Annotated in this window: 19 protein-coding genes and 1 other RNA gene; 9 read left to right on the top strand and 11 right to left on the bottom strand. The window is 70.3% G+C overall.

The window, feature by feature from the left end; all coding sequences use genetic code 11:
- Window positions 1–64: 64 nt before the first annotated feature.
- From RF645_RS02825 to prfB, 4 genes are all read right to left on the bottom strand, one after another.
- Complete coding sequence (locus tag RF645_RS02825; protein ID WP_006215251.1) at window positions 65–1,918, bottom strand: BCCT family transporter; 1,854 nt, start codon at window positions 1,916–1,918, stop codon at window positions 65–67.
- A 381-nt stretch (window positions 1,919–2,299) separates the two neighbouring features.
- Window positions 2,300–2,674: a transfer-messenger RNA gene (ssrA, locus tag RF645_RS02830) on the bottom strand.
- 134 nt (window positions 2,675–2,808) lie between these two features.
- Complete coding sequence (gene smpB / locus RF645_RS02835) at window positions 2,809–3,303, bottom strand: SsrA-binding protein SmpB (protein ID WP_006215252.1); 495 nt, start codon at window positions 3,301–3,303, stop codon at window positions 2,809–2,811.
- 9 nt (window positions 3,304–3,312) lie between these two features.
- Window positions 3,313–4,434, bottom strand: coding sequence for a peptide chain release factor 2 (gene prfB / locus RF645_RS02840; protein ID WP_024290816.1), 1,122 nt, complete (start codon window positions 4,432–4,434; stop codon window positions 3,313–3,315).
- 174 nt (window positions 4,435–4,608) lie between these two features.
- Between prfB and RF645_RS02845 the strand changes: the two genes are divergently transcribed.
- A complete protein-coding gene (locus RF645_RS02845; protein ID WP_368818556.1) occupies window positions 4,609–5,058 on the top strand; it encodes a hypothetical protein in 450 nt (149 codons plus the stop codon).
- On the opposite strand, the gene RF645_RS02850 is transcribed toward RF645_RS02845, so the two are convergent.
- Window positions 5,016–5,975 (bottom strand): LysR family transcriptional regulator, encoded by a 960-nt coding sequence (locus tag RF645_RS02850; RefSeq protein WP_368818674.1) that lies wholly within the window; start codon window positions 5,973–5,975, stop codon window positions 5,016–5,018. The genes RF645_RS02845 and RF645_RS02850 overlap by 43 nt on opposite strands.
- 171 nt (window positions 5,976–6,146) lie before the next feature.
- Between RF645_RS02850 and gabT the strand changes: the two genes are divergently transcribed.
- On the top strand, window positions 6,147–7,478 hold the full coding sequence (gene gabT / locus RF645_RS02855) for a 4-aminobutyrate--2-oxoglutarate transaminase (protein ID WP_368818557.1): 1,332 nt from the start codon (window positions 6,147–6,149) through the stop codon (window positions 7,476–7,478).
- Between the two features lie 80 nt (window positions 7,479–7,558).
- Window positions 7,559–8,368, top strand: a complete 810-nt coding sequence (locus tag RF645_RS02860) for a nitrilase-related carbon-nitrogen hydrolase (RefSeq protein ID WP_314301630.1) — start codon at window positions 7,559–7,561, stop codon at window positions 8,366–8,368.
- Window positions 8,369–8,456: 88 nt separating this feature from the next.
- On the opposite strand, the gene RF645_RS02865 is transcribed toward RF645_RS02860, so the two are convergent.
- Window positions 8,457–9,977 carry a PucR family transcriptional regulator gene (locus tag RF645_RS02865; protein WP_368818558.1) on the bottom strand — a complete coding sequence of 507 codons (1,521 nt, stop codon included), beginning with the start codon at window positions 9,975–9,977 and terminating at the stop codon, window positions 8,457–8,459.
- Window positions 9,978–10,207: 230 nt separating this feature from the next.
- Here RF645_RS02865 and RF645_RS02870 point away from each other — a divergent pair, with 230 nt between their 5' ends.
- From RF645_RS02870 to RF645_RS02895, 6 genes are all read left to right on the top strand, one after another.
- Complete coding sequence (locus RF645_RS02870) at window positions 10,208–11,794, top strand: amino acid permease (protein ID WP_058871288.1); 1,587 nt, start codon at window positions 10,208–10,210, stop codon at window positions 11,792–11,794.
- On the top strand, window positions 11,791–13,479 hold the full coding sequence (locus tag RF645_RS02875; protein WP_024290823.1) for an NAD(P)/FAD-dependent oxidoreductase: 1,689 nt from the start codon (window positions 11,791–11,793) through the stop codon (window positions 13,477–13,479). Before RF645_RS02870 ends, RF645_RS02875 begins: the two co-directional genes overlap by 4 nt.
- A 33-nt stretch (window positions 13,480–13,512) precedes the next feature.
- Complete coding sequence (speB, locus tag RF645_RS02880; RefSeq protein WP_006215261.1) at window positions 13,513–14,529, top strand: agmatinase; 1,017 nt, start codon at window positions 13,513–13,515, stop codon at window positions 14,527–14,529.
- Between the two features lie 19 nt (window positions 14,530–14,548).
- Window positions 14,549–15,910 (top strand): cytosine permease, encoded by a 1,362-nt coding sequence (locus RF645_RS02885; RefSeq protein ID WP_285729449.1) that lies wholly within the window; start codon window positions 14,549–14,551, stop codon window positions 15,908–15,910.
- Between the two features lie 89 nt (window positions 15,911–15,999).
- The gene (locus RF645_RS02890) at window positions 16,000–16,296 is read left to right on the top strand and encodes an antibiotic biosynthesis monooxygenase (RefSeq protein WP_053447124.1); all 297 of its coding nucleotides are present in this window, start codon (window positions 16,000–16,002) and stop codon (window positions 16,294–16,296) included.
- A gap of 144 nt (window positions 16,297–16,440) precedes the next feature.
- The gene (locus RF645_RS02895) at window positions 16,441–16,869 is read left to right on the top strand and encodes a serine acetyltransferase (RefSeq protein WP_006215264.1); all 429 of its coding nucleotides are present in this window, start codon (window positions 16,441–16,443) and stop codon (window positions 16,867–16,869) included.
- A gap of 16 nt (window positions 16,870–16,885) precedes the next feature.
- Here the strand turns inward: RF645_RS02895 and RF645_RS02900 are convergent, their stop codons facing one another.
- The 5 genes from RF645_RS02900 to RF645_RS02920 form a co-directional block, all read right to left on the bottom strand.
- A complete protein-coding gene (locus tag RF645_RS02900) occupies window positions 16,886–18,067 on the bottom strand; it encodes an acyl-CoA dehydrogenase family protein (protein ID WP_006215265.1) in 1,182 nt (393 codons plus the stop codon).
- Window positions 18,068–18,125: 58 nt separating this feature from the next.
- Window positions 18,126–19,097: a CoA transferase gene (locus tag RF645_RS02905; RefSeq protein WP_006215266.1), complete on the bottom strand. Its 972-nt coding sequence runs from the start codon at window positions 19,095–19,097 to the stop codon at window positions 18,126–18,128.
- Window positions 19,094–21,292: a 3-hydroxyacyl-CoA dehydrogenase NAD-binding domain-containing protein gene (locus RF645_RS02910; protein ID WP_006215267.1), complete on the bottom strand. Its 2,199-nt coding sequence runs from the start codon at window positions 21,290–21,292 to the stop codon at window positions 19,094–19,096. The genes RF645_RS02905 and RF645_RS02910 overlap by 4 nt, the downstream gene beginning before the upstream one ends.
- A gap of 71 nt (window positions 21,293–21,363) precedes the next feature.
- Window positions 21,364–22,584, bottom strand: a complete 1,221-nt coding sequence (locus tag RF645_RS02915) for an acetyl-CoA C-acetyltransferase (RefSeq protein ID WP_368818559.1) — start codon at window positions 22,582–22,584, stop codon at window positions 21,364–21,366.
- Window positions 22,585–22,632: 48 nt separating this feature from the next.
- Entirely contained in the window at window positions 22,633–24,309 is a 1,677-nt protein-coding gene (locus RF645_RS02920; protein WP_006215269.1) for a long-chain-fatty-acid--CoA ligase, read from the bottom strand.
- Window positions 24,310–24,392 lie beyond the last annotated feature (83 nt).

Consider the following 24,392-nt stretch of genomic DNA (forward strand, 5'->3'; position numbering starts at 1 on the left):
GACGACCCCCGTGGGATCCTCTTCGCCGATCACGGCCCCGCAGGGCGCTGATCGGCACAGACGGTCACTTCTTCTCGTTGCCCTTCAGCCGACGGAACCTGCCCGTGACAGGCCCCGTGGTGCGGGAGAGGCGGTAGTCGATCCGGTGATCGACTCGGGTATCCACCTGCTCGCCGAACCTCGAGTCGAAGTCCTCCTGGAGCATCTCGGAGACGCGCCGGTAGCGCTGCTCCAGCTCCCGGTCCTGCATCTGCTCCAGGTCCGTGCGCATGGCCTTGACCGTGGCGATGGCCATGAGGATCAGGATCACGGAGAACGGCAGCGCCGTGATCAGTCCCGCGGCCTGGATGACGGTGAGCCCGCCGGCCAGCAGCAGAGCTGCCGCGATCAGGCCCTCGAGCACGGCGAACGTCACACGCGACCACGTGGGCGGGTTCGGGTGGCCGCCGGAGGCGAGCATGTCCACCACGAGCGAGCCCGAGTCCGAGGACGTGATGAAGAAGATCGCGATGACCACGATCGCCAGCACCGAGAGGATCCCGCCGATCGGCATGTCCGCCAGCAGATCGAACAGAGCGGACTCGGCGATCACGCCCTCCTCCGGGTCGACCAGGCCGCCCTCGCCGAAGAGCTGGCGGAACAGGCCCGCGCCGCCCATCACGGAGAACCAGAAGAACCCGACCGTGGTGGGCACCAGCAGCACGCCGGCGACGAACTGGCGCACGGTGCGCCCGCGGGAGATGCGGGCGATGAACACGCCCACGAAGGGCGCCCAGGAGACCCACCAGCCCCAGTAGAAGATGGTCCAGGCAGCGCCCCAGGCCGCGCCTTCCTCGCCCTGGTAGGCGCCGACGTCGAAGCTCATGTTCAGCACGTTGGCCAGGTACACGCCCAGGGACTGGATGAAGTTCTGGAACATGAACAGCGTGGGACCCAGCAGCAGCACCGCGATCAGCAGGATGCCGGCCAGCGACAGGTTGATGTTCGACAGCCATTTGATGCCTCGACCGAGGCCCGTGACCACAGAGGCCGTGGCCAGGAACGTGATCACGACGATCAGGATGATCAGCAGCGTCATATCCGCCGACTCGACGACGCCCATGGCAGCCAGCCCCGCGCCGATCTGCTGGACGCCCAGGCCCAGCGAGGTCGCCACACCGGCGATGGTGCCGAAGACGGCCAGGATGTCGATGACGTCGCCCATCCAGCCCTGGACGCGCTTCTCGCCGAGCAGCGGCTCCAGCGCCCAGCGGATGGAGACCGGGCGGCCGCGGCGGTGGATGGCGTAGGCCAGAGCCAGGCCGATCACGGCGTAGATCGCCCAGGGATGCAGGCCCCAGTGGACAAAGGTCTGGGCCATACCCAGCTGAGCCAGCTCCACCTGGTCGCCTGTCCAGCCCGGCTTGGGATCAGAGGTCGCGTAGGTGAGCGGCTCAGCCACGCCGTAGAAGACCAGACCGACGCCCATGCCCGCGGAGAAGAGCATGGCGAACCAGCTCATCCAGGAGAACTCGGGCTCCTCGTCATCACGCCCGAGCTTGATGCTGCCGAAGCGCGAGAAGCACATGTACAGGGCGAACACGATGAAGGCCGCGATGACCGTCATGTAGTACCAGCCCAGGTTGGTCACCAGCCAGGTCTGAGCCCCGAGCAGCACATCGGCCGTGAAGTCCGGGAAGATCAGCGCGCAGGCGGTGACCACGATGATCGCGATCAGCGCGGGCCAGAACACCGCCGGTGCGATGCTGCCGCGACGGAGCCGGACGCCCTGAGCCTTGAGCTTCTCGGTGATCTGGGCATCGGTGTCGTCATCGGCGATCTGGTTCTGGGGACGCAGATCGGAGTCCAGGGGATCCTCGGGCGGCGTGCTGTGCTCGTCCGCTGCCGGCGGTCTGGTCTCGTGGGGTGTCTCAGCCATGCGTTCCTTCCGTGCCGCCTCGATCCTGCGGCTCCGACACGGAACCGCCCGGGCAGCGATTAACAGACAGCTTTCAGATCTTGTGCGCCCCCAGGTAAACACCTGAGAGCCGACTTGTCAGCTTCTTCGGCTGTGAATCCCGCCGCAGGGAGGTCCGCGACGACCCTCCGACCGGCTCCTGCTCCCCCGCCGAATCGACGCGTCCCGGTGCGATGGTGCGGTTTTCGCGCAGGGAAGCGTCGACTCGACGAGCGATGCGACGGCAGGGACGCGGAGCGGCCCTCCGAGGGGTGCAGCCAGGGCCCTGGGCGGATGCGAGCACAACGCAGAGCGCCCCGGACTGAATGGTCCGGGGCGCTCTGCCGATGCACGAGGCATCACATGTGGAGATGGGGGGAATTGAACCCCCGTCCGGTGCAGCTTCTTCCGGGCTTCTCCGGGCGCAGTGTGCTGTGGATTTTCTCAGCCCTGGTCCTTGTAGCACACGTCTCGACCAACAGGCTCAGTCGCGTAAGTGTTCACCAGCCGTCCGCGACGTACGGCTGAAGCAGTGGCCTTCTAGCTGATGCCAGACACCGGGGCGAAGGCGACCCCGGGCTGACAGACTGCTGTCGCTAGCTCAATCAGGCAGCGAGAGCGAAGTCAGTGCGCTTGGATTCGGCACTTATTGGTTTGCACAGGACATTAACGAGATGACTGTGCGTTCTCGGCCCGCTTCACCAGAATCGACTCACACCGTCGAAACCGATCATCCCCATATGCTGTTGTCAACCAGCTCCGACGACTGCCCCTGAGGGCCGTTGCCGGACACATGAGTCTACTGCTCGACGCCCGGGACGACAACACCCCGCCGACCGCAGCCGTCGGGGTGAGCGGTGCTGGAGAGCGCTTCAGCGCATGTTGCGGTAGCGCATGGCGCGCTGGGCCTCGCGGTTGTCCTGGGCCTCGCGCAGTGCCTGACGCTTGTCGAACTCGCGCTTGCCGCGGGCCACGCCGATCTCCACCTTCACGCGCTTGCCGTCGCGGAAGTACATGCTCAGCGGCACGATCGTGAAGCCGGACTCGCGGGTCTTCTGCGCGATCTTGTCCAGCTCCGAGGCGTGCAGCAGCAGCTTGCGACGGCGCTTGGCGGAGTGGTTGGTCCAGGAGCCCTGCAGGTACTCCGGGATGTTCACGTTCTCCAGCCACAGCTCGCCGCGGCGGTCGAAGGCGCAGTAGCCGTCCACCAGCGTGGCGCGGCCCATGCGCAGCGACTTCACCTCGGTGCCCATCAGGGCGATCCCGGCCTCGTAGGTGTCGAGGATCTCGTAGTCGTGCCGGGCCTTCTTGTTGTTGGCGACGACATCACGGCCGTCGTCGTTCTGCTTCTTCTTCTTGGTCGCCATGCGGCCTTATCACCCCTCGGACGGATCGGGCGTCGCGCCGGCGCGCCAGCGGATGCCCGCGTCCACGAAATCGTCGATCTGGCCGTCGAACACGGAGGAGGGGTTGCCCTCCTCATGGTTCGTGCGCAGGTCCTTGACCATCTGGTACGGATTCAGCACGTAGGAGCGCATCTGATCGCCCCACGACGCCTTGACGTCTCCGGCCATCTCCTTCTTCTTCGCGTCCTCCTCGGCCTTGCGCTGCAGGAGGATGCGCGACTGCAGCACGCGCAGGGCGGCGGCGCGGTTCTGGATCTGCGACTTCTCGTTCTGCATGGACACGACGATCCCCGTGGGGATGTGGGTCATGCGCACCGCCGAGTCCGTGGTGTTCACGGACTGACCGCCCGGGCCCGAGGAGCGGAAGACATCGACCTTGAGCTCCGATTCCGGGATCTCGATCGTGTCGTCCGACTCGATCAGCGGGATGACCTCCACCGCCGCGAACGACGTCTGGCGGCGGCCCTGGTTGTCGAACGGCGAGATGCGCACCAGGCGGTGGGTGCCGGCCTCGACCGATAGCGTGCCGAAGGCGTACGGGGTCTTGACCTCGAAGGTCGCCGACTTCAGCCCCGCCTCCTCCGCGTAGGAGGTGTCCAGGACCTTGGTCGGGTAGCCGTGGCGCTCGGCCCAGCGCAGGTACATGCGCATGAGGATCTCGGCGAAGTCCGCGGCATCGACGCCGCCAGCGCCGGCGCGGATGGTCACGACGGCGTCGCGCTCGTCGTACTCGCCCGACAGCAGCGTGGTGATCTCGAGCTGCGCCAGATCCTTGCGCACGGAGACGAGCTCCTCCTCGGCGAGCGCGAGGGTGTCGGCGTCGTCCTCCTCCTCGGCAAGCTGGACCATGACCTCGATGTCCTCGATCCGCTCGCCGAGGGCGTCGAGCCGCTTGAGCTGCGACTGCTTGTGCGAGAGCTGCGAGGTCAGCTTCTGGGCGTTCTCGACGTCGTCCCAGAGATCCGGGGCCGCCGCCTGCTCATTGAGCTGCGCCACCTCTGCGCGCAGAGCGTCGATGTCGACGACCTCGGTGATGGACGAGTAGGTGGAGCGCAGAGAGCTGATCTCGGCGGGAAAGTCTGTGGTGGCCATAGGGACACAGCCTAGTTCATGCGCACAGGCCGCTCCCCTGCCCCGACCCCTGCGATCACGACGGTCGCAGGAAGTCGTCGCAGCAGCGGCTGACGCGGGCACGCCCGAGCCGTCACAATGGGAACGATCACCCCGGCGGACCCGGCCGTCGGTCCGTCGACCCGAGGAGCATCCGTGCCGTCCCTGTCGCTGAACCCGTTCAAGACCCTCGAGAACCTGCTGGACCGCGATGGCAGGCACCTGGGCCGCAAGGGCGAGGTGGTCGACGACATGATCGAGCTGCGGCGGAAGATCGACGCCTACGAGTCCGGCCAGGACACCTGGGACATCTGGTCGCAGGTCACCCGCGAGAAGATCCAGTGGGCGCGCGTGGACATCGTCCCGACCTACATCGTGGACCGCATCGACGAGGTGCTCGAGGTCATCGATCCGCGCCGCGGCGAGGACTGGCGGGACCGCGACATCGCCCTGTCCACCCTGGACCGGCTGGTCACGGATCAGATCCGGATCAACACGTGCCCCGACGCCGGGCTGCGCCAGCTCAAGCAGCTGAAGTACTGGCGCGACGGGCAGTGGAAGCGCTACCCGCTCCGAGCGGAGTCCTCGCGGTTGCCGGCGCGCTGAGCACCGTCCGTCCCGGGCCCGGCGGGCTGCCTGGCGCCGGGCTGCGGGTAGCGTCCGCGCACGAACCGGCGGAGGTCGCGGGCGAGCTCGGCCAGAGCGCCGGCGGCATGGTGGTCGGGGTCCCAGGCCGCGTGCAGTCGGAGGGTGAGGGGGCTGCCGTCGTCGGCGAGGATCGCCAGCGGCACGAGCTCGAAGCGCGGATCGTCGCTGAGCACCGTCAGACCGCGGCCCGAGGCGGCCAGCGCCTGGGCGATCACGGGCGAGCCGACCTCGACCGCCGGCTCCACGCCCAGCCCGGCGGCCTCGAAGGCGGCGTCCAGGCTGCGACGGGCGTGGAACGACCGCTCGAGCAGCAGCAGGTCGGTGTCGGCGAGCTCGCGCACCGTGATCGCCCCCGTCCCGGCCAGCGGGTGCCTGGGGGCCGCATAGGCCCACAGCCCCAGCTGCGCGACCTCGATGGACTCGAGGCCGGCGGTGGGGGCGATCGGAGCCACCGCCAGGTCCGCGCCGCGGCGCAGCGCCGGATAGAGGGAGTCCACGGGCGCCTCCAGGACCGAGGCCAGCGGGGCCTCGGGCGACCACTCGGCAAGCCAGGGAGCCACGACGTCATCGCGCGTGGTGCCGGCCGATGCGATCCGCACGCGCTGCAGGGATCCGGCGGCGGCGTCGGCGGCCGTTGCCTCGAAGGCGGCCGCGCCGCGCAGCAGCTCCCGCGCCTCGGGCAGCAGCTGCTGGCCGGCCGCGCTCAGGCGCATCCGAGCGCCCTCCCGGTCGAACAGGCGCACGCGCAGCTGCCGCTCGAGCTGGAGCAGCTGGCGGCTGACGGCCGGCTGACCCAGGCCGAGCCGGGCTGCCCCGGCCGTGACGGTGCCCTCCTCGGCCACGGCGACCAGGCTGCGCAGCGCACGCAGGTCCATTCCCACCCCTATTCCTGATCGGCATGGCGATCATCGAGTATCGATATTGGACAGCATAGGCAGGCGCAGACGACAGTGGTGGCCATCACCGTCGTCGCGGTGCCCGCACCGGCTCGCAGCCGGCGCAGCCCGCGGCGAGCATCGCATCGATACGAGCACCAGGGAGCCGTCATGTCCGTCCCGCAGAAGCGCGAGCTGCGCACCGCCATCCCCGGCCCCCGCAGCCAGGAGCTGCACCAGCGCACCAAGCAGGCCGTCTCCTCCGGCGTGGGCGTGGGGCTGCCGGTCTACGTGGAGAAGGCCGGCGGCGGGATCGTCGTCGACGTCGACGGCAACCAGCTGATCGACCTGGGCTCGGGCATCGCCGTGACCTCGGTGGGCGCCTCCGCCCAGCGCGTGATCGACCGCGCCCAGGCCCAGCTCGAGGACTTCACGCACACCTGCTTCATGGTCACCCCGTACGAGGAGTACACGCAGGTCGCCGAGAAGCTCAACGAGCTGACCCCCGGCGATCACGAGAAGCGCACCGCGCTGTTCAACTCGGGCGCTGAGGCCGTCGAGAACGCGATCAAGATCGCCCGCCACCACACCGGGCGCACCGCCGTGATCGCGTTCGACCACGCCTACCACGGCCGCACGAACCTCACGATGGCGCTGACGGCCAAGAACATGCCGTACAAGCACGGCTTCGGCCCGTTCGCCTCGGACGTCTACCGCATGCCGATGGCCTACCCGTACCGCTGGACCGGCGATGCCGCCTCGATCGCCGACGACGCCTTCGAGGCCTTCACCTCGGCCGTCTCCGCACAGGTCAGCGCCCAGAACGTGGCCGCCGTGATCATCGAGCCGATCCAGGGCGAGGGCGGCTTCATTGTCCCGCCGTCGGGCTGGCTGGCGAAGATCGCCCAGTGGTGCCGCGACAACGGCATCGTCTTCATCGCCGACGAGGTCCAGACCGGCTTCTGCCGCACCGGCGACTGGTTCGCCTGCGATCACGAGGGCGTGGTCCCGGATCTGATCACGACCGCCAAGGGCATCGCCGGCGGACTGCCGCTGTCCGCGGTGACCGGCCGCGCCGAGATCATGGACGCGGTGCACGCCTCCGGGCTGGGCGGCACCTACGGCGGCAACCCCGTGGCCTGCGCCGCCGCCCTGGGCTCGATCGAGACCATGGAGCAGGAGGACCTCCCGGGCCGCGCCCGCGAGATCGAGGCGATCTTCCGCGAGCGCCTGGGGCAGCTGGCCGAGAAGCACGAAGCCATCGGCGAGATCCGCGGCCGCGGCGCCATGATGGCCGTGGAGATCGTGAAGCCCGGCACCACCACCCCGGATCCCGATCTGACCAAGGCCGTCAACGCCGCCTGCCACGCCGCAGGCGTCATCACGCTGACGGCGGGCACCTACGGCAACGTGCTGCGCTTCCTCCCGCCCCTGGTGATCAGCGATGATCTGCTGGGCGAGGCCCTGGACGTCCTCGAGGAGGCCTTCGCGACCCAGGCCTGAGCCGCGGGCCCGTCGAGCACGCGACTGCCCGGGCGCGACCGGCACCGCTTCGACGGCCCCGCACGGATGAGGAGGAGCCCATGAGGCTGGCAGTTCTGCAGGAGCTCGCGGTCGTCAACGATCTCGAGGCCAATCTGGCCACGGTGGTGGACGGCATGAGAGCGGCCGCCGACCGCGGGGCCGACGTGCTCGTGACCCCGGAGCTGTTCCTGACCGGCTACGCCCCGCTCGCAGTGCGCGCCGCAGCCGATCCGCAGGCGATCGCCGGCGTCCTGGAGCGCGTGGCGCAGGCCTGCCGGGAGATCGGGATCGCCGCGGCCGTCAGCTTCCCCGCCCAGGAGCCGGGCTCGGGCCCGGACGGCCCATGGCAGATCCGCGCCGCGCTCTTCGACGCCGACGGCAGCCGGCTGCTCGACTACGGCAAGGTCCATCTCTTCGGCGGGGACGAGGCGGCCGCCTTCTCCCCTTCCGAGCAGGCTCCAGCCGTCGTCGACCTGCTGGGCGTGCCCGTCTCGATCGTGATCTGCTTCGACGTGGAGTTCCCGGAGATCGTGCGAGCCGCGGCGGTCGCGGGCGCGGAGCTGATCCTGGCTCCCACGGCGATGTCCGAGGGCTTCCCGGAGGTCTCGGAGGTGCTGCTGCGGGCGCGCGCTCTCGAGAACCACACGATCGTGGCCTATGCGAATCACGCGGGCGTGGAGGACGGGATCCGCTACGACGGACGCAGCGTGATCGTGGGACCGCACGGCAGAGACCTTGCCCGAGCGGGCCAGGAGCCGGAGCTGATCATCGCGGACCTGGACTTCGAGGAGGTGCGCCGGGCCCGCGCCGAGATCCCCTACCTGGACCAGCGCCGCCCCGATCTCTACTCCCGCTGGGAGCGCGGCTGAGCAGCGACGCACAGCAGGCGGCGCACGACGGGGACCGACCGAGCCTTCAGCGGCTCGCTCGGTCCCCGTCGTCGTCCGTCCGAGCCTCCTAAGCCTCCGCGGCGAAGCGCAGCGCGACCCACAGGTCGGCGCGCACGCCCATGTCGCCCAGATCCGTCCCGAGCTCCCGCTGCAGAGTCTCGATCTGGCGACGCACCGTGTTGCGATGCAGGTCCAGCTCGCGGGCCGCCGCCTCCCAGGAGCCGCCGCAGGCCAGCCATGCGGTGAGCACGCGGCGCTGCTCGACCGCCTCCGCGGTGGGCTCGAGCAGGGGCCCGAGCACTCCACGGGCCAGTGCGGCGCCCGCCTGCGGGCCCAGCAGGGAGGCCACGCTCGGCGGCTGCTCCCCCTGACGCAGGCTGCGGTCGCTGCTGCGCAGCTGATCGCGCACCGCTGTCACCTCCACGGCCGCCGTCCGCAGGGCGTCGGCCGCGACCGGATCGCCGATGGCCAGGAGCCATCCGCGGCGCCGGGCCTCGGAAACCGCCTGGGCGCTCGGATCGCGGCGCATGATCGCCGTGAATCCCCAGTCCTCCGGGATCACCAGATCCGTGTCGAGCAGATGGCCCCAGAAGCGAGCACCGGCCGATGTCCCGCCCGGATCCCTGGGCACGCCCATGACGACTCGCAGCCGCCTGCGCTCCGAGGACCCCGCGCTGCGGCTGATCAGCGCCTCCGTGGCCGGTGAGGCCGCGCTGCCCCGCAGCAGCAACCGAGCCGCCAGCTCCCCGACGGCCTCCCTCCTGCCGTCGCGGCGATGCTGCAGGACCTCCAGCACGGTCACCGCCGCGCGGACGGTGCCGGCGGCCGAGGGCTCCAGCGGGCGGCGGGAGCCAGCCACCAGGACCGCCACGGCGTCGTCGCCGCGGGGGCGCAGCGGGTGCGCCTCCACGACCGGCTCCTCGATCTCGGGGAACCGGGCGATCTCCAGGCGCGATCCCGACCGGCCCATCACCCGCTCGACGAGCTGCTCGAGCTGCTGCGCGGAGGCCGGGCTGACCCCGGCGCGCACCCGTCCGTCCGTGCCCAGCAGCACGGCCCACCCCACGCCGCCTCGCGTGAGCACCGACAGCACGTCCTGCTCGGGGCTCGAGCCCATGGCCGCACCGAGCAGGCGCCGGGTGCCGTCGTGCAGATCGCGCAGCACCCGGGCCCGAGCCGTCTCCATGAGCTGAGCGAAGGCCAGCCCGATCGCGGCGAACGAGACCTCGGGCGGGATCTCGAACAGCCCCAGCCCGTGCTGCCGGCAGGCCTCGAGCACCGCCTCGGGGGTGCGATCGTGATGCGGAGCCAGCCCCACGCCCAGCGCGCGGACCTCGGCCCGCACCAGCGACGCCACGTAGCGCTCGGCCTCGCCGCTGCCGTCGGCGGCGCGGAATGGCATGCCCGAGGTGAGCAGGACCTCCCCCGGAACCAGGAACGGGACGGGGTCATCGAGCTCGCTCGAGCCGACCCACCGCACCGCGCTGTCCCCGCGTCCCGGGTGCAGCACGCGCACCGAACCGGGAAGCGCCCGCAGCAGCCTGTCCAGGGTCACGGTCACGAGCGGTGTCTCGAGCGACGGGTCCACGATCTCCTCCTGATCCGAGCGCGGGAGGCCCCGACGTCGGTCGGTGCTCCTTCGCTGGTCTGCGCCGATGCCCCCGCCTCGCCGGGCCGGGCCCGAGGGCCCCGTCCTCGACGGCAGCGGCTATGGTGCGTTCCGCACCTCATTGACGAATCTCAGGGCATATCATCCCACGATGAGATGCGGATCACGTCCCTAGAGTGGCACTCGATCCGCCGGAGAAGGGAACCCCCATGGCCGATGCACCCGCCGAGCGACTCTCGCTCGGAGCCCAGCTGTCCAGGCGCAAGCCCCTGCCCATGTTCCGACGCGAGAGCGGCGCGGATGAGGAGGGAAACGAGCTCAGCCGCAGCTTCGGCGTGGTCCAGCTGACCATGATCAGCATCGGCGCGACCCTTGGAACCGGCATCCTCGTGATCCTCGGCGAGTCCGTGCCCATGGCCGGTCCCGCCGTGTGGATCTCGTTCGTCATCGCAGGCATCGCTGCGCTGCTGTCGGCCCTGTCCTATGCCGAGCTCGCCGGACGCGTCCCCGTCTCCGGATCGAGCTACTCCTACTCCTTCGCCACCATGGGCGAGGGCATGGCCTGGATCTGCGGCTGGTGCCTGGTGCTCGAGTACGGGGTCTCCGTGGCAGCCGTGGCCGTGGGCGCGAGCCAGTACGTCAACGAGACCCTGTCGGTCTTCGGGCTGAGCCTGCCCGAGGCCCTCACGGCCGCGCCGTCGGAGGGCGGGCTGATCAACCTGCCGGCCATCCTGGTCGTCATCTTCGCCACGATCCTGCTGGTGCGCGGAGCCCGCGAGTCCTCGCTGACCAACGTCGTGATGGTGCTCATCAAGATGGCGATCCTGATCTTCTTCATCATCGTGGCCTTCACGGCCTTCGACTCGGGCAACTTCGAACCCCTGCTGCCCATGGGCGTCAGCGGCGTGACCGGTGCGGCTGCCGTCGTGTTCTTCTCCTACATCGGCTTCGACGCCGCCTCGACGGCCGGCGAAGAGGCCAAGAACCCCAAGCGGGATCTGCCGCGCTCGATCGTCATCTCGATGGTCGTCATCACGGCCCTCTACGTGCTGGTCGCCGTCAGCGCGGTCGGCGCTCGGCCCTGGGACTGGTTCGAGGGCTCCGAGGCCCCGCTCGTGCACATCCTCGACTCAATCACCGGATCCCGTGTTCCCGGCCTGATCTTCGCCGTGTCCTCTGTGGTCGCGATCGTCTCGGTCGTGCTCACGGTGCTCTACGGCCAGACCCGCATCCTGATGTCCATGTCCCGCGACGGCATGGTCCCGGCGATCTTCCAGAAGGTCTCCCCGCGCACCGCCACCCCGGTGGCCAACACGGTGATCGTCGGAGCCATCATCACGGTGACCGCCGGTCTGATCCCGCTGGGCGAGCTCGCCAACGCCACGAGCATCGGCACGCTGTTCGCCTTCATGCTGGTCAACATCGCCGTGATCCTGCTGCGCCGCCGCGAGCCCATGAGCCGCGACAGCTTCCGCTTGCCGCTGTTCCCCATCACCCCGATCCTCGGCGCCCTGATCTGCGCGGCGCTGATGACCCAGCTCGGCGGCGTGACTTGGATCGTGTTCCTGATCTGGATGGCGGTCGGAGCGGTCATCTACCTGGCCTACAGCCGCCGCCACTCCCTCGTGGGCAAGCTCTCCGCCGACGAGTACGGCGTCCTCATGGCCGAGCCGTACCCCGCCACCGGCCCCATCGACTACGCAGCCGCTGACGGCCCCTCCCCCATCGGCGCGCCGAGGCGCCGCGACCAGGACAGCGCCCCCCAGCGCCGCGACCAGGAAGGCGAATCACGATGACCACTGCCACCGAGCACCCCATGGACGGCGGCCAGAACCGCCCGCTGACCATGCTGAACCCCGACTTCCCGTTCAGCTACGACCACTACCTGCAGCACCCCGCGGGCCTGGGCCAGGTGCCCGAGTCCATGCACGGCACCGAGGTCGCCGTGATCGGCGCGGGGCTCTCCGGGCTCATCACGGCCTACGAGCTGATGAAGCTCGGCCTGCGCCCGGTGGTCTACGAGGCCGGCCAGATCGGCGGTCGCCTGAAGACCGCGAGCTTCGACGCCGCTCCCGAGGTCGTCGCCGATCTGGGCGGCATGCGCTTCCCGGTCTCCGGACGCGCCCTCTACCACTACATCGACCTGGTGGGACTGGAGACCGAGGCCTTCCCGAACCCGCTCTCGGACGTCACCCCCTCCACGGTGATCGAGCTGGGCGGTCAGTCGCACTACGCCCGCACGCCCGATGAGCTGCCCGAGTTCTTCAACGAGGTGGCCCGCGCCTGGCAGTCGGCGATCGATGACGACGCCGAGGCCGAGCAGATGAAGGACGCCATCCGCGACCGCGACACCGCCCGGATCAAGGAGATCTGGAACCGGCTGCTGCCGCGCATGGACGAGCAGACCTTCTACGGCTTCATCGCCGAGTCGCAGGCCTTCCGCGAGGCCGGCTTCGCCCACCGCGAGGCCTTCGGCCAGGTCGGCTTCGGCACCGGCGGCTGGGACACCGACTTCCCGAACTCGATCCTCGAGATCCTGCGCGTGGTCTACACCGATGCCGACGACGGCCACCGCCGCATCTTGGGCGGGGCCCAGCAGCTGCCGGAGCGGCTGTGGCGCCATGTCCCCGATCAGCTCGAGCACTGGCCCGCCGGCACCAGCCTGCAGTCGCTGCACGGCGGCGCCCCCGCCGGCGCCGTGAGCGCGATCCGTCGCGACGAGACCACCGGCGAGCTCGAGATCACCGAGCGCTGGGGCCGCACCCGCCGCTACGCCGCCGTCGTGACCGCCTGCCAGTCCTGGCTGCTCTCGACCCGGATCGACACCCAGGAGTCGCTGTTCCCCGCGCCCCTGTGGACGGCCCTGGAGCGCTCGCACTACATGCAGTCCTCCAAGACCTTCGTGATGGTGGACCGGCCCTTCTGGAAGGACGTCGATCCGGAGACCGGCCGCGACACCCTGTCCATGACGCTGACGGACCGCCTCAACCGCGCGACCTACCTGCTCGATGACGGCGACGACAAGCCCGCCGTGATCCTGCTGTCCTACACCTGGAACGACGACGCCATGAAGTGGCTGTCTCTGGATGCGGACCAGCGCGTGGAGCTGATGCTGCACTCGCTGAAGCAGATCTACCCGGACGTCGACATCGCCAGCCACATCGTGGGCCAGCCGATCACCGTCTCGTGGGAGTCCGACCCGAACTTCATGGGCGCCTTCAAGGCCAACCTGCCGGGACACTACCGCTACCAGCAGCGCCTGTTCACCCACTTCCAGCAGGACGACCTGCCCGAGCACCAGCGCGGCATCTTCCTGGCCGGCGACGACATCTCCTGGACCGCCGGCTGGGCCGAGGGCGCCGTGCAGACCGCGCTGAACGCGGCCTGGGGCGTCGTGCGCCATCTGGGCGGCTCCAGCGCCGCCGAGAACCCGGGCCCGGGCGAGCTGCTCGACGAGTACGGCCCCATCTCCCTGGACTGAACCGCCCCGCACCCACCACCGGAAGGACCCGTCATGGATCACCCCCGCGTCAACGAGAACGGGCACGTCGGCCCCGTCAACGCCGCCCTCACCCCGCGCTACGCAGGACTGGGCACCTTCGCCCGCCTGCCCCGGATCGAGGACGTCGACCACGCCGACGTGGCCGTGGTCGGCATGCCCTTCGACACCGGCGTCTCCTACCGGCCCGGCGCTCGCTTCGGAGCCACGCACGTGCGCGAGTCCTCGCGCCTGCTGCGCCCGTTCAACCCCGCCCAGTCGGTCTCGCCCTTCGCCGCCAAGCAGGTGGCCGATGCCGGCGACGTGGCCATCAACGCCTTCGACATCGAGGACGGACTGCGCGCCGCCCAGGAGGCCGCGGCCTCCTTCCTGGCCCAGGACACCTCGATCATCACGATCGGCGGCGACCACACCCTGGCCCTGCCGCTGCTGCGCGCCCACGCCGCCAAGCACGGGCCCATCGCCCTGCTGCACTTCGATGCCCACCTGGACACCTGGGACACGTACTTCGGCGCCGAGTACACGCACGGCACGCCATTCCGCAGGGCCTTCGAGGAGGGTCTGCTGGACACGGACGCGCTGTGCCACGTGGGCACCCGCGGCCCGCTCTACGGCACGCAGGACCTCGACGACGACGCCCGCTTCGGCTTCGGGATCGTGACCAGCAACGACGTCATGCGCATGGGCCCCGATGCCGTGGTCGAGCTGCTGCGCAAGCGCGTGGGCGATCGCCCGCTGTACATCTCCCTGGACATCGACGTCCTGGACCCGGCGCACGCCCCGGGCACCGGAACCCCCGAGCCCGGCGGCATGACCTCGCGCGAGCTGCTCGAGATCCTGCGCGGGCTGCGCGGGACGAACCTGGTGGGCGCGGACGTCGTGGAGGTCTCCCCTCCCTACGATCACGCCGAGCTCACCGGCCTGGCCGCCGCGCACGTGGTCTACGAGTTCATGTCCCTGCTCGCACTCGGCGCCGGTGCCGAGAAGGGCGGACCGGCCTACGGGGAGTCGGGCACTGTCTACGGCGGCTGAGCCCACGGCCCCCGGTGGGATGGACATCCCGCCGGGGGCCCGCCCCGTGCGCGGCACCCTGGGTCTGGGCCGGATCCTGCTGATCTGGCTGGCCGCGAACCTCGTGGTCACCACGATCCTGACGGGGACCATGTTCGTGCCCTCCGTGCCGTTCGCCGACGCCGTGCTGTGGGCGGGCGTGGGAACGCTGGCCGGCACCGCGATCCTGTCGCTGATCGCGGTGATGGGCGCGCGCACGGGACTGTCCACCATGGCCCTGTCACGGGCCTCCTTCGGCCTGCGGGGATCCCAGCTGCCCTCGATCGCCAACGTGGTCATCCTGATGGGCTGGTCATGGGTGCAGGCCATGCTGGCCGGGCTCTCCGTGGACTACGTCGTCCACGACCTGACCGGCTTCTCCCAGCCTGCGCTGTTCGCCGCTGCGAGCGAGGCCATCGTGGTCGGCATCGCCCTGTTCGGGCATCGGGCCATCGAGCGCGTCGAGCCGCTGCTGGGGCTGCTCACCCTGGCCGTGATGGCCTTCATCTTCCAGCAGGCCCTCACACGGCACTCTCCCGGCGAGTACCTGGAGCTGACCGGGATCCCCGGCGGCGAGCTGATGGGCATCGACGTCTTCGACATCGCCTTCGCCACCGCCATCTCCTGGACCGTGCTCAGCGCAGATCTGACCCGGGCCGCTCGGACGCAGAGGGCTGCCGCGGTGGGCTCGTCGGTCGGCTATGCCACGTCCACGATCCTGGCCATGGTGCTGGGCATCGTCTGCGTGTCCTTCGTGCTGCTGGAAGGAGGCGGTGCGCGCGCCTTCGACCCGGCGCTGATCCTGGACGCCTTCGGCGCTCCCCTGGCCGCCGTCATGTTCCTGTCCGTCATGGCCGCCAACTCCATGGCCCTCTACGGGATGACGCTCACGCTGCGCCACGCCTTCCCGCATCGTCGCCCGCTGCCCTTCGTGCCCACGGCGCTGGGCCTGGGCGCTGCGGCCGTGGCGGGATCCACGTGGCTGGCGCTGCTCGAGCGCTTCACCGACTTCCTGTCCACGATCGGCTCCCTGTTCATCCCGGTCTTCGCCGTGATGATCGTGGACTACTACCTGGTGCGACGGCGCACCATCACCCCGGACATCCTCCGCACCAGCGGCGGGCGCTACTGGTTCCGCGGCGGCTGGCATGCCGGGGCCGTCGTGTCCTGGGCGGTGGGCGCCGTCTGCTGCGGTCTCCTGTCCTTCGTGTGGCCCTCCGCCCTGGGGGCGATGCTGCCCACGGTGCTCGTCACCGCGGCGACGTACCTGCTGTGGTGCAGGGCGACGGGCGTGCAGGAGGCACCGGGCACGACCAGCCGCCACCTGGCCGATGCCCTGGACGAATCGCCCGCGACCGCCTGAGCCCTCGCCCCTCCAGCGCCCCGGCTCCGGGGTCATAGGCTGAAGGGGCGGCCCCGAGAAGCCGCAGAGCCGACCGGAAGAGGTGCGCGATGTCTGTCGTGAAGATCAATGTCCTCAGCGTCCCCGAGGGTGCAGGTGCCGAGCTCGAGAAGCGCTTCGCCGCCCGAAAGCACTCGGTGGACGGCGCGGACGGGTTCGAGGGCTTCGAGCTGCTGCGCCCCACCGGCGGTGAATCCCGCTACTTCGTGGTGACCCGCTGGCGCGATGAGGCCTCCTTCGAGGCGTGGCGCTCCCAGCGCCAGCCCTCGCACGAGTCCACCGGCCGCCAGCCGGTGAGCTCGCAGGCCGAGCTGCTGGAGTTCGAGGTCGTCGACCTCGAGGGCTGAAGCCCCGCACCGGAGCAGCCGCCGCGACGGGCCCGCTTCTCGAGCGGGTCCGTCGTCGTCTGTCCACATCTGTCCCTCTTCCCTGCTCACGAACGGCGCGGAAGACTCGGGTGCGGCTCGCAGCACCGGATCGGGAGGAACTCCATGGGCATCGCCGAGAGGCTCGTCGCACGCAGGAACTGGCGCCTGGCACGGCTGGCCGCCCTGCCGCTGAACCTCTCCGTGCCCGCCGAGGTGCGCATCGGGGACGGACTGCAGCTGGTGCACTACGGCTTCGGGACCGTGATCTATCCGGAGGTCACGATCGGCGATCGCGTGCGGATCTATCAGCAGGTCACCATCGGGCGGAAGGATGCGCACCTCCCCCGCACCGACTCGCCGTTCGAGCACCTGGAGATCGGCGACGACGTCGTGCTGTTCCCCGGGTGCAAGGTGCTCGGCGGAGCCGGGATCACCCGCATCGGCCGAGGGACGATCGTGGGAGCGAACGCCGTCGTGCTGGGCTCCACCGGCGAGGACGAGATCTGGGCGGGGAATCCGGCGCGCTGCGTGGGGCGGCGCACCGACGGCTGAGCGGGCATGTGCCGACTCACACGAACGCGGAGACCCCGGTCAGCGCGCGTCCGACGATCAGGGTGTTGACCTCCGCGGTGCCCTCGTAGGTGAAGATCGCCTCCACATCGCTGAAGATCTTCCCCATCTCCCGATCGACCAGGATGCCGTTGCCGCCCATGAGCTGGCGGCCCAGCGCAGCGGACTCGCGCGCCATCTGGGAGGTCTTCAGCTTGGCTATGGCCGCCTGGCCCATGGTGGCCGTGCCCTGGGCGCGCAGCTGGCTCATCCGGTGGGCGATCCCGACCGAGGCGGTCGTGTTGGCCGCGATGCGCACCAGGTGATCCTGCGTGAGCTGGAAGCCGGCCAGAGGGCGGCCGAACTGCCGGCGCTCCAGGGCGTACCGGCGGGCGACGTCGAAGATCGCCATCTGCGCACCCACGGACTGCCAGGCCAGCCCCGCACGGGACTGCTCCAGGATCACGTTGGTGTCGCGGAAGGAGCTGGTGCCCGGCAGGTGGTTCGAGGCCGGGATGCGGACGTCCTCGAGGGTGATGTCCGCGTTCTGCACGATCTTCACCGCGATCTTGTGCTCGATCTTGGTGGCCGTGAACCCGGGGGTGTCCGTCTCCACGATGAAGCCCTTGACCTGGCCGTCGGCCTCGTCGCGGGCCCACACGATCGCGATGCGGGCGATCGTCCCGTTGCCGATCCAGCGCTTGGTGCCGTTGAGCACCCAGTGATCGCCGTCGCGGCGCGCCGTGGTGGCCAGCCCGCCTGCCACGTCTGAGCCGTGGTCGGGCTCGGTCAGGGCGAAGCAGCCGGTGAACTCCATGCGGCGCATGGGCGGCAGCCACTGCTGCTTCTGCTCCTCGGAGCCCAGCTCGTCGAGGGTGGCCATCACGAGGTCGCTGTGCAGCGCCAGGTAGACGCTGATGGAGATGTCCGCCCGCGCCAGCTCGGCTGCCACGAAGCCGCGGAAGACCGAGTCGGTATCCGGCGAGCGCAGATCCCCCAGTCCGAACTCGCCGCACTTGGCGGCCAGCTCGGGGGCGAACTCGTCGCGCGACCAGTGCTCGGCCGTATGCGGGCGGATCTCCGCGTCCAGGAACTCCCGCAGCTCGCGCAGCCTGCGCTGCTGGTCCTGCGGCAGCGCGCTGCGGTGATCCAGCAGGTCCGCCTCCGGCAGATCTGCGATGTCGATGTGCTCTGCGCTCATGATGGCTCTCCTTCTGCGATGCGACCGGGACGTCGCTGCTGCGGGCCCGGGGTCTGGGTCAGGGGGCTCCGGATTCGGGGCGGTCCGTGCTCGGGCCCGGACGCACGGGTTCAGCCAGAGCGGTGAGCGGGGCCCCGGCTCGGGCCGCCCAGTCCTCCCACTCCTGTGCGGTGCGCTCGGCCAGGATCCAGGTGAGCTGCTCCGGGACGTCGCCCTGCGGGTCGAGGCCCAGGCCGACCAGCGCCTGCACGAAGTGCGGCTCCAGGGCCGCCAGCGCCACGTGGCCCTGGGCGGCCGGGTAGATGCGGTAGTACGGGCTCGCTCCCCCGAGCGGCGACTCCGGGCCGGTCATCCCCCAGCGCACCGGCAGTGCCAGATCCAGGGCGGCCTCGCTCAGCGCCGTCTGCTCATGGCCGCCGCCGCTGGCCCAGCGGCCGTCGGGCCCGCGGGTTCCGTGGCGCTCGCGGGACAGCAGCAGGGTCAGGGCTGCGCTCACGGCCTGCTCGGCGCCGTGCATGTCCGCGCTCAGCGTGCGGGGCAGACGGTCCGGGTCGAGCAGCCCCGCCCCCGCCTGGAAGCTCAGATCGTGCCCGGGACGATCGGCGTGGTCGCCGGGGAAGCCCACCAGGTCGACCTGGCACAGCCCCGGGTGCCGGGGATGCACCGAGGCGAAGTCCAGGCCCAGCCGTCGCAGCGCCCCGGCCCGCGAGGAGCTCAGCAGCAGGTCCGCGCCCTCCAGCAGGCCCTCGAGGCGCTCTCGGCCCTCGTCCGACTTGAGGTCCAGGCTCAGGACCTCCTGGCCCCGGTGGAGGTGCTCGAACAGCTCGGGCAGCTGGTGGCGCAGAGGATCTCCGGACGGCGGCTGGATCGTCACGACCCGCGCGCCCAGGCCCTGCAGGCGCGCCGCGGCCACCGGTCCCGGGAGGTTCTGGGCGATCGACACCACCACGAGGTCCTCGAGCGCCCCGGACGGCACCGCCCCTCCGCGCGCGGCGGGCTGGGCGGGGCCGGGCTCGGGGCGCTCGGTCATGCCAGGGTCCCCTCGTCCGCTCGGGCCCGCAGCCAGTCCGAGGGCGCGAAGCGCGGGCCATAGGCCGCTGCCAGCTCCTCCGCCCGGGCGATGAAGCCGGCCAGGCCGCCCTCGTAGTTCGTCATGAAGGTGGCCGGGCCGCCGGTGGCCGGAGGGAAGCCGATGCCGAAGATCCCGCCGATGTTCGCCGAGGCCGTGTCGGTGAGCACGCCCTCCTCGAAGCAGGCCGCGGTCTCCAGGGCCATGCGGAACAGCAGCCGGTCCTTCATGTCCTCGGCCGGCAGCTCGGTGCCGCGTGCGAAGTGCTCCCTCAGCCCCGGCCACAGGTGCTTGCCGCCGTCGTCCGGGTAGTCGTAGAAGCCCGCCCCGGCAGCGCGTCCGGGCCGCTCGAACTCCTCGACCATGCGGTCCACGAGCGCCTCGCCGGGAGCCACCGGGCGCTCTCGGCCCTCGGCATGGGCGGCCTGGATCTCGGTATCGCGGATGTGGCGCATGAGGTTCATGGAGATCTCATCGAACATCGCCAGCGGCGTGCCCGGGAACCCCGCCTGCGAGGCGCGGCGCTCGATCACCTGCGGATCCGCGCCCTCGTCGAGCATGGCCACGGCTTCGAGCAGCAGGGTGCCGAACACGCGCGAGGTGTAGAAGCCCCGGCCGTCGCCCACGCTGATCGCGATCTTGCGGATCTGCTGCGAGAGGTCATAGGCCCGCTCGAGCGTGCGCTGGGAGGTCTGCTCGCCGCTGATGATCTCGACCAGCTTCATCTTCTCGACCGGCGAGAAGAAGTGCAGGCCGATGAAATCCGCCGGCCGCTCACGACGGGACTGCAGCGAGGTGATCGGCAGGGTGGAGGTGTTCGAGCACATCAGCGTGTCCGGCCCGACGACAGCCTCCACCTCGGCGAACACGGATGCCTTCAGATCGGGGTCCTCGAAGACCGCCTCGATCACGGCCTCGACGCCCGCCAGATCCGACGCTTGATCGGTGGGCAGGATGCGGCCCAGGACCTCATCGGCCTCCTCCTGCGTCATCCGCCCGCGCTGCACGGCCTTGGCCAGCAGCGACTCGCTGTGCTGACGGCCCTTCTCCGCTTTGTCCACGGAGACGTCCTTGAGGTGCACGGTCATCCCGGCGCGGGCGCACTCGTAGGCGATGCCCGCGCCCATCATCCCGGCGCCCAGAACGGCCACCGAGGAGACCTTCTGCGGCTGCGTGGTCCGCTCGCCCAGGAACCGGCCCGCTCGGGCGGCCTGCAGGTCGAAGTGGAAGGCCTGGATCATGGCGGTCGAGACCCGGCCGGTGACCAGCTGTGTGAAGTACCGCGACTCGATCCGGCAGGCGGTGTCGAAGTCGACCTGCGCACCCTCGATCGCGGTGCTCAGCGCCGCCAGCGGAGCGGGCAGGTCCGCTCCCTTCAGCTGCTTGCGCAGGTTGGCGGGGAAGGCGGGCAGGTTCTGGGCGAACGATGGCTGCGAGGGGCCGCCGCCCGGGATGCGGAAGCCCTTGACGTCCCAGGCCTTGACCGCGGCGTCCTCGCCCTGGGCGTGCTCGCGCAGCCAGGCCTTCGCCGCGGGCAGCAGCTCCTTCGGCGACTCGACGACCTCGTCGATGACTCCTGTCTCGAGGGCCTGTGCCGGGGACTTCTGGGCCCCGGGCAGGATCCAGCCCATCAGAGCGGCCTGGATCCCGAGCATGCGGGTCAGGCGCGAGATGCCGCCGGCGCCGGGCAGCAGGCCCAGGCTCACTTCCGGCAGGCCGAGCTTGACCCGGGAGCCGCCGACGCAGATCCGGTGGTGGCAGGCCAGCGCGATCTCCAGCCCGCCGCCGAGCGCTGAGCCGTTGAGCGCAGCCACGACCGGGATGCCCAGGGTCTCCAGGCGGCGCAGCTGCCCCTTGATCGACTGGGTGAGGGCGAAGATCTCCTCCTCGTCGCCCGGCCCGGCCGCCCGCAGCGCCTTGAGGTCGCCTCCGGCGAAGAAGTCCTTCTTGGCGCTGGTCAGCACCACGCCGTGGATCGAGTCTCGCTCGGCCTCGAGCCGCTCGAGCGCCTTCTCCAGGGCGTCCTGGTAGGCGTCGTTCATGGTGTTCACGGGGGCGCCGGGGTCATCCATGGTGAGGATGACCAGGTCGTCGTCGCGCTGCCAGGAGATCATGGTCGGCTCGGTGGTCGTGGCGTCGCTGTCGTGCTGCGTCATCGGTGGGGGTCCCTTCGGATGGCTCATGCGAACCGGGGCTGGCTGCTGTGTGCGGGGTGCAGAAGGCGGTGTCAGATCCGCTGGACGACGGTGGCGATGCCCATGCCGCCGCCGATGCACAGGGTCGCGATCCCGTGCTCCAGGTCCCGGCGCTCGAGCTCGTCCACCAGCGTGCCCAGGATCATGGCGCCGGTGGCTCCCAGCGGGTGGCCCATGGCGATCGCGCCGCCGTTGACGTTGGTCTGCTCCTGGGACCAGCCCATGTCGCGCAGCAGCTTCAGCGGGATCGCGGCGAAGGCCTCGTTGATCTCGACCAGATCGATGTTCGAGGCGCTGAGCCCGGCGACGTCCAGGGCCTTGCGGCAGGCCGGAGTGGGCCCGGTGAGCATGATCGTGGGCTCCGAGCCCACGACGGCGGTCGAGACGATCCGCGCCCGGGGCCGCAGCCCGTGGCGCTGCCCGGCCTCCTGGCTGCCCACGAGCACCAGGGCCGCGCCGTCGACGATCCCCGACGAGCTGCCTGCGTGGTGCAGGTGCTCGACCCGCTCGATCTCGGGGTAGCGGTTGGCCGCGATGAAGTCGAAGCCGCCGGCCTCCCCCACCTTGGCGAAGGCCGGGTTGAGCTCGGCAAGCGATTCGACGGTGGCCTCCGGTCGGATGGTCTCGTCCCGGTCCAGGACCTGCAGTCCGTTCTGGTCCTTCACCGGGATCACCGACCCGGCGAAGCGGCCGTCCTCCCAAGCCCGAGCCGCGCGCTGGTGGCTCTGGACGGCGAACTCGTCGAGCTCCCTGCGCGTGAAGCCCTCGCGGGTTGCGATCAGGTCGGCGGAGATGCCCTGCGGGATGAAGTCCGTGGCGATCGCCGTGGCCGGGTCCATGGCCCACGCGCCGCCGTCGGAGGCCATGGGCACCCGGGACATCGACTCCACGCCGCCGCCGATCAGCAGCGACTCCCAGCCCGAGCGCACGCGGGCGGCAACCTGGTTCACGGCCTCCAGCCCGGAGCCGCAGAAGCGGTTGAGCTGCACGCCGGCCACTCCCTCGGGCATGCCCGCCTTGATCGCGGCGGTGCGGGCGATGTCCGCGCCCTGATCCCCCACCGGGGTCACGCAGCCCAGGACGATGTCCTCGATGCCCGCCGGGTCCATCTCCGGGTGGCGCTCGCGCAGGGAATCCAGCAGTCCGCCGAGCAGGTCGACCGGTTTGATCTCATGCAGGCTGCCGCGGGGCTTGCCCAGCCCGCGCGGGGTGCGGATGGCGTCGAAGATGAGTGCTTCGGCAGGTGCCGTCATGAAAGGGGGCCTTCCTGGGGAATGGGGGTGGTCGGGCTGCGCGGTCCGTCAGGACTCGGGCTGAAAGGCGTCGGAGTACTCGTCGCGCAGCTTCTTCTTGTTGATCTTGCCGACGGAGGTGCGGGCGATCTCGTCGATGAAGCGGATCTCATCCGGCAGCTGCCACTCGGCGAAGGCGCCGCAGAGGTGCTCGCGCACCGAGGCCTCCGTGACGTCAGAGCCCTCCGAGCGCACCACCAGAGCCAGCGGCCGCTCCTCCCACTTGGGGTGCGGGACGCCGATCACCGTGGCCTCCACGACCCCGTCGAGGGCCATCAGGCGGTTCTCCATGTCGATCGAGGAGATCCACTCGCCGCCGGACTTGATGACGTCCTTGAGCCGATCGGTGATCTTCAGGTAGCCGTGCTCGTTGAGGTAGCCGACGTCGCCGCTGCGCCAGTAGCCCTCCTCGTCGAAGCCGGCCTCCGTGGCCTCGGGATTATCGGCGTAGGAGGCGACGATCCACGGTCCGCGCAGGCGCACCTCGCCGGCCGTGCTGCCGTCGTTCGGGACCTCCTCGCCTGCGGGGTCCACGATCTTCACGTCCACGCCGGCGACCACCAGGCCCTGGTACTTGCGCATCTCCCAGGCCTCCTCCTCGGAGACCCTCGCGGCCACGGACGGCTTCATGCGGTTCATCGTCACGACGGGCGAGGTCTCCGTGGCTCCGTAGGCGTGGACGACCTCCGCTCCGGTGAGCTCATGGAAGGCCCGCATCATGGACACCGGCGGCTCGCTGGCCCCGCACAGGAAGCGCAGGCCATCCAGGCGCGGGGGCGCGTCCATGCGCTTGAGGCTGCGCAGCATGGGCATGAGGATCGCCGGCGCCGCCGGGGCCAGCGTGACCTCCTGCTCCAGGATGGCCTCGGTGAGCATGTCCATGTCATCGAGCGTGAAGCGCCCCGGCAGCACCATCTGCGCGCCCACGGCAGTGGCCGCGAACGGCAGGCCCCAGCACTGCACGTGGAACATGGGCGTGAGCATCATGACCTTGTCCGCACCCGTCAGACCGCTGTTCGAGCTCACGGCCATGGCGTGCAGCCACACCGAGCGGTGGGACAGGAAGACGCCCTTGGGCCGACCCGTGGTGCCCGTGGTGTAGCAGGCCGCAGACGCCGTGGTCTCGGCCATGTTCGGGATCTGCGCCAGCCGCTGGGAGCCGGCGATCAGCTGCTCGTAAGAGGAGACTCCCGGGAAGCCGTCGAACTGCTCCAGGGAGGAGTCCGGGCCCACGACGATCCACTGGGTGACCTGCGGGATGTGCTCCTTGAGCCCCTGGGCCAGGCGCAGCAGGGTGTGATCGACGATCAGGGTCGTGGCCCCGCTGTGCCCGATCACGTACGCCAGATCCGCCGGCGCCAGGCGCATGTTCAACTGGATCATGGTGGCGCCCACAAGCGGGATCGAGAAGTACGACTCGTAGTGCTCCAGGCTGTTCCACAGCAGCACGCCCACGCGGGAGTCCGGGCCGATGCCCAGACCCTCCAGCGCCGAGCCCATGCGCAGGACCCGGTCCCAGGTGGCGGCGTAGTCCGTGGACTGCCACTGCCCGGAGTCGTCCCGGTAGGAGATCTGCTGATCCCCGAAACTGCGGGCCGCGTCGCGCAGCATCCGGGTGGTGGTCAGCTGCTCGTGATCGCCCATGGTGGACGGTGCTCCGTGGACCAGCGGCGGCTCTGCGGCCATGGTGGGACTCCTGTGGTCTGACTCACATGGTTGGTGCCCGCAGTCAAGCACGAGATTGCACAGTCGTGCAATACTCCGGCTCA

The sequence above is a fragment of the Kocuria sp. CPCC 205260 genome (assembly GCF_040981045.1).
Classification (GTDB): domain Bacteria; phylum Actinomycetota; class Actinomycetes; order Actinomycetales; family Micrococcaceae; genus Kocuria; species Kocuria palustris.